7 protein-coding genes, 1 pseudogene and 1 riboswitch are annotated in these 5,849 nt (G+C 40.5%); of the genes and pseudogenes, 2 read left to right on the plus strand and 6 right to left on the minus strand.

What is annotated here, in order from left to right:
* The 5 genes and pseudogenes from DEAC_RS21865 to DEAC_RS24425 form a co-directional block, all read right to left on the minus strand.
* A partial coding sequence (locus DEAC_RS21865) for an IS110 family transposase (RefSeq protein WP_047812187.1) occupies positions 1-473 on the minus strand: 473 nt, incomplete at its 3' end.
* Positions 474-607: 134 nt separating this feature from the next.
* Positions 608-1,351 carry an energy-coupling factor transporter transmembrane component T family protein gene (locus DEAC_RS21870; protein ID WP_047812188.1) on the minus strand — a complete coding sequence of 248 codons (744 nt, stop codon included), beginning with the start codon at positions 1,349-1,351 and terminating at the stop codon, positions 608-610.
* Positions 1,326-2,870: an ABC transporter ATP-binding protein gene (locus DEAC_RS21875; protein WP_047812189.1), complete on the minus strand. Its 1,545-nt coding sequence runs from the start codon at positions 2,868-2,870 to the stop codon at positions 1,326-1,328. Before DEAC_RS21875 ends, DEAC_RS21870 begins: the two co-directional genes overlap by 26 nt.
* 75 nt (positions 2,871-2,945) lie before the next feature.
* A riboswitch (cobalamin riboswitch) is annotated at positions 2,946-3,121 on the minus strand.
* An 83-nt stretch (positions 3,122-3,204) separates the two neighbouring features.
* On the minus strand, positions 3,205-3,699 hold the full coding sequence (locus DEAC_RS21880) for a peptide deformylase (RefSeq protein ID WP_047812190.1): 495 nt from the start codon (positions 3,697-3,699) through the stop codon (positions 3,205-3,207).
* Positions 3,700-3,817: 118 nt separating this feature from the next.
* A pseudogene (locus DEAC_RS24425) lies at positions 3,818-3,997 on the minus strand (2-thiouracil desulfurase family protein); the annotation flags it as partial.
* A gap of 298 nt (positions 3,998-4,295) precedes the next feature.
* Here DEAC_RS24425 and DEAC_RS21890 point away from each other — a divergent pair.
* Positions 4,296-4,892 (plus strand): YdeI/OmpD-associated family protein, encoded by a 597-nt coding sequence (locus DEAC_RS21890; protein WP_047812191.1) that lies wholly within the window; start codon positions 4,296-4,298, stop codon positions 4,890-4,892.
* 58 nt (positions 4,893-4,950) lie between these two features.
* On the opposite strand, the gene DEAC_RS21895 is transcribed toward DEAC_RS21890, so the two are convergent.
* Positions 4,951-5,337 (minus strand): MerR family transcriptional regulator, encoded by a 387-nt coding sequence (locus tag DEAC_RS21895; RefSeq protein ID WP_047812192.1) that lies wholly within the window; start codon positions 5,335-5,337, stop codon positions 4,951-4,953.
* Between the two features lie 257 nt (positions 5,338-5,594).
* Here DEAC_RS21895 and DEAC_RS21900 point away from each other — a divergent pair.
* On the plus strand, positions 5,595-5,849 hold a 255-nt coding region (locus DEAC_RS21900), incomplete at its 3' end, for an IS110 family transposase (RefSeq protein ID WP_047812193.1).

The raw sequence follows: 5,849 nt of genomic DNA on the forward strand, positions 1-5,849 counted from the left end.
CGCATTCTGCAAGCCATCGCTATTCGCAGTTCTGCATAGATCCCCTCCGGGATATAGGGCTCATTGTATCTCCCCTCGATGACCAGCTTAGCAATTGTTTTGGGGTCCTTAGCATCCGTTTTGCTGGGGTGGTTGTCATCAAGCTCCTTACTACGCTTTACATGGAATGGGTTTACGAGGACTAGCTTAATGCTTTGCTCTTTTAGATATGATGCCAGGCCGAACCAGTAATGGCCGGTTGGCTCTGCGCCTACCACTATGCAGTCCTTTTGTGCTTGACCTTTTAAACGTTCAATCCATGCATAGAAATCCCTGAATCCTTCAGCACTGTTTTCAAACTTGAATACTTTGCCCAGCTCTACTCCTCGCCAGTCGAAAGCCCTGGCGTAATGAAGCTCGCTGGCGATGTCCACTCCGATAACAATACTTCTTTCAGAAAGTTGCTTTAGTTTCTCGTTTTGTGTAAAATTCATTTGGGATGACCTCCGTTATTTTGATTGGATTCTGTTGGCCAACAGTCCTTTCAAATTGTAACGTGAGGTCTTCTTTTTGACAAAGCTCATTTTTTCCTACTACAGGAATGCTCCTTAAATCATTAATTATGGTCTTAGATTAATGGCAACAGCCTTGTAATAATGCTGAGGCTTATTACCAAAAACATCGAGGCAATTAAGACAACATCGTAATACTTTAGGACAATTTCCGATGAAAACGTTCGGTTTTTAGTCCGTCCGTAACCTCTTAACTCCATAGCTAAGGCTATTTCCGTTGAGCGACGAACAGCGCGATACAAAAAGGGCAGGAAGGTTGGAATAATTGCTTTCAGATCATCCCAAACGCTATCCATTTTAAGGCCCCGGGTTCGCTGGCTGTCGATAATCGACTGGTATTCTTCTTTCATAAGGGGCAAAAAACGAACACCTAATCCCACCAGCATGGCAAAACGATAAGGAATTTTAAATTTTATGAGCATCAGGGTAAAGTCTTGAGCTGAAGCAGAGGTAAAGAACTGTAGACTGGCATAGAAAATAAGTGTCGCTTTCAGTATGCCGGTAATCGCCAGCGGCAGAGCATCACTGTAGATTTTAAAGATACCCCATTGATAGACCAAAGTACCTTCCCGGCAAAACAGTAACTGAATAATCAAGATCTGAAGTCCCAAAAGCAAAAGAATGATGACCATAGCCTTAGAGTGTTTAAATGAACCACTAAGAATTAACGAGGACATAATACACACCAGTAACGTGATTCCTAATTGAGCTGCAGTTTGACTGAGCAGTGCAAAGTAAATCATCAAACTATACCAGACAAGCTTAGTGCGGGGATCAAACTTCGGAAGTGCCTGTGTCATCATAACCCTCCTTGAAAGTAACAGTGTTTGGGAAATCCAGACCAATCGCCTTCAGTTCCTCACGATGTCGCTCTATGTCTTTTGTCTCAATATCCAGCCTGATACGATGCTTATATAGCGCAACTAAGCGGTTTGAATAGTCTTTTGCCATGGCCAGATCATGGGTAATCAACAGAATGGTTTTGCCGTTATTCGATAAGTCATAGAGTTTCTCCATGATCATGTAACCTTGGTTCTCATCCAGGCCAGATGTAGGCTCATCAGTAATAATGAACTCCGGATCACCGGCAAGTATCGAGGCTAATGCCAGAAGTTGACGCTGACCACGGCTTAGACGCTGGGGATGCATTTCCTTGTAATCCGCCAGTCCTACGAATTGCAAACATTGATCAACTTTCTGATTTAGATTATCATTTCGTTCACCCCTTAGCTTTAAGGAAAAGCCCACCTCTTCCTCCACTGTGCTGGCAAAGATCTGATGGTCTGGGTTTTGAAATAAAAATCCGACACGTGCCAAAATCTTGCTCAAGTTTCTTTTAGCAATTATCTGATCAAACAAGCGAATTTCACCCATAGCAGGCTTTAGCAAACCGATAAGCAATTTCGCCAACGTCGATTTGCCTGAACCATTTAAACCGACGACTGATAAAAAATCGCCCTTATAAACTTCTAAATTAATATCTTCACAACCAGGCAATTGATTATTGTACAGAAAAGAAACATTACTGATTTTAGCTATGCTCTCCCTGGGTTTATTACTGTCAAGAGTATAATGCCTGCTATCTCTGAACAGTTCTTTCTGATACTTGATTTGGGCCCAGTAATATTCCCTGGGCGAGTAATCTTTACTAATTTCACCGTCTTTAAGCATTAAAACTCGGTTAGCATAATTAAGCACTTCTTCAACCCGGTCCATAACCATAATAATTGTGAGATTTTGAGTATTATTTAACTCCCCCAGCCTCTTATATATCTCCTGGCGGCCCTGCGGGTCCAGTTCGGCAGTCGGTTGATCGAGAATTAGAATTGGAACTTTGAGGGCTAATACTCCCGCTAAAACAACGCGCTGGGCCTGCCCGCCTGAAAGAGACGAAGTTTGCCGTTCTTCGTAACCACGCAAGCCCACAAACTCCAGCGTATTTTTAACAACCTGATTAATTTGTTCATATGGAAGTTCTTGATTTTCGAGTCCGAAGGCAACGTTCTCGTAGACATTTAAACTTATGATTTGATTATCGGGTTCCTGCATCATGTACCCCATATAGTCTGACATTCTATTGAGAGGCATGTCTTTAATGTCCTGTCCCATGATTATTACTGTTCCGGTTAATTCTGCGTTATGGTAATGGGGAATCGCACCTGTTATGACGTGTAATAATGCTGATTTTCCCGAAGCCACCCCCCCGGTAATGACGATGAAATCTCCTTGCTTAATTTCAAAATTAATGTTTTTAAGTACCGGCTTCTCGTTATTCGGAAATTTGAGTTTCTCAATTATAATTTTGGCAATTACTTTCATAGCAATCTCCCCGTAATTTTGACTAAGAACAAAAAAGTTCTAGCTTAAAAAAAGCTAGAACTTTACCTTTGTCCTCTTTGCATTATTTTATAGGCAGGTCTCCTGACTTATAGACTCCAATGAACGCCTTCCCAGTTACCCAGTGGCATATGTACATTTTCAACGTCTAACTACAGTGGTGGGTCCGTCCAGGACTTTTACCTGGTTCCCTATTATCCCCGATTAGGGGCACCTATAAAAAATTGTATGTAATTTGTTAACTATTAAAATAATAGAGTAGTTTGTTTAGTTTGTCAAATGAATTTCTACATCATATGCCTGACTTCCAGATGCCTCAATTTGACAATTCACTTCGCAAAAAGAATGATTTATTATCGATCGCTCTCATCGTAGCCAAGATCCCGTCGAGGTGGTCATACTCATGTTGTAATAACTCTGACAAATCACCCTCAAGCATCATTTTTTGAGGTTTCCATTGCAGGTCTAAGTATTCAATCATACATCTTCTATACCTCTTTACCCTAACCAGGAGTTGCGGAAAGCTCATACAATCGTCAATAATCTCCATCATTTCAGCATCGATAAACTCTAACGTTGGATTGATGAAAATGACAGGTTCATCAATATACATATATAATAGTCGTTTAAATATGCCTATCTGAGGAGCCGCAATGGCTCTACCTACGCCGTATTTATTTCTAAAATCGATCAGTGTATCATGCAAATCATTGACAATCGCCGCTAACTCTTTGAGTTCGCTTTCTTGTACTGTTTCACTAACTTTATATAACTTGGGATTACCGAGTAGTAGAATCTCTCTGATTGCCATCTCTAAATTTTCACCTTTCTTTCAGTCTGCCAACATTTAATCTTTGCAACGCACTCCAGGTACGAATTTCCCACTTCGGAACTAAACTACCACCAAGACTATATCGCAGCAGTAATTCTTTCTTGAATATAAAATCTTCTTCTGTATAAACCCTAATACCGTTTTCCAATAATAATTCGGCAGTGAATCCATAGCCATTTAACAGAGTTCCGCTAAACGTCTCATCATAAATCAGACCAGATCCACATGAGGGACTCCTTGCTTTTAAGATGTTACCCCCCATTTTTGATAATATTTTCTAAAGCCTAAGACGCTTGCCCGAGTCCCGAGACGTAAAAACCCTCAGCAAACGCCCCCAGCTTGTAAACCGCCTGCAATGCCCCTGACTCTACACAACACTCCTCACTCGAGCATCAGCTAACCTTTATCGAGACGGTTACTTCGTCTTAAAGTTAACGGGGCGCGGATAGCATGGAGTGAGAGGAAAGAATGGAAAATTTAACTACTAATTAAGCTTATGTTTTTTGCTAATCCTAAAGATAATTCGTAATCTAGTCAGACAAACAGCTGAACATTAAATTTTCAAGGGGGGCTCCATGACGATAAATAGCAAAATTAATCCTAAAGTTGAGGAATTTTTGAGTAAAGCCCAAAAGTGGCAAGATGAATATGAGCAGTTGAGAAACATCGTTCTTAACTGTGGGTTGACCGAAGAATTTAAGTGGATGCATCCTTGTTACACATTTGAGGAAAAAAACATAGTTTTAATCCATGGATTTAAAGAATACTGTGCTCTTCTGTTTCCCAAAGGTGCCTTGTTAAAAGATCCAAATGGTATCCTAATCCAACAAACGGAAAATGTTCAGCAAGGGCGCCAGATTCGCTTCAACAATGTTCAGGAAATAGTCGCTTTGGAAGCCATCTTGAAAGCCTATATTTATGAAGCTATTGAGGTGGAAAAGGCCGGCTTGAAGGTGATTAAAAAAGAGACTTCGGATTTCACGATTCCTGAAGAATTTCAAAAAAATTTAGATGAAAATCCTGCCTTAAAAGCTGCTTTTGAAACATTGACCCCTGGACGGCAAAGGGCATACATTTTTTACTTTGCTCAACCTAAACAATCTAAAACTCGGGAGTCAAGAGTTGAAAAATATATCCCGCAAATTCTCAATGGAAAGGGATTAAATGATTGACCACCAGCGAGGCTTTAGGAAAGTGGCTATTCTTTACCTTAATTAGAAAAATAATGAACTAATTTGCTCCTCTATTGTCCGAAATGACTTGATTTATAATTCTATGATAGCGTTTCGCCTTCTCTTCCATAAATTCAACTCTTCTTATTGCCTCCTCCAATTGCTCCCGTGCAATTTCCTTGTATTTTAAAATAATTTCATAACGAAGAGGAATTGAAGAATCTCCTTCTAGGTACAGATCAACAAAGTGTTTGATGTCCTTTATCGACATACCGCAATCCTTAAGATACTTCACCCTTATCAGCCAATTAAGCGATTCTTCGTCAAAAAGGCGATTGTTATGTTTGTCGCGTTGTATGTTTGGTACCAAACCCTTGTCAGTATAATATCTGATGGTATGCTCGGTAAGATTTGTTTTCTGAGCTATTTCTTTGACTGTGTACAATGCTCTCTGACTCCTCTTTGAAAAAAGCCTTGACTTCGTGTTACTCGAAGGCGCTATAGTAACCTTATCAAGAAAAGGAGGCGAAGTAAAGTACCCGACTACCCTCAAATTAGAGTACTTCACAATAATGATAAATTATCAGAGGAGCATTCCTGTAGTAGGAAAAAATGAGCTTTGTCAAAAAGAAGACCTCACGTTACAATTTGAAAGGACTGTTGGCCAACAGAATCCAATCAAAATAACGGAGGTCATCCCAAATGAATTTTACACAAAACGAGAAACTAAAGCAACTTTCTGAAAGAAGTATTGTTATCGGAGTGGACATCGCCAGCGAGCTTCATTACGCCAGGGCTTTCGACTGGCGAGGAGTAGAGCTGGGCAAAGTATTCAAGTTTGAAAACAGTGCTGAAGGATTCAGGGATTTCTATGCATGGATTGAACGTTTAAAAGGTCAAGCACAAAAGGACTGCATAGTGGTAGGCGCAGAGCCAACNGGCCATTACTGGTTCGGC

This window comes from Desulfosporosinus acididurans (assembly GCF_001029285.1).
GTDB lineage: Bacteria > Bacillota > Desulfitobacteriia > Desulfitobacteriales > Desulfitobacteriaceae > Desulfosporosinus > Desulfosporosinus acididurans.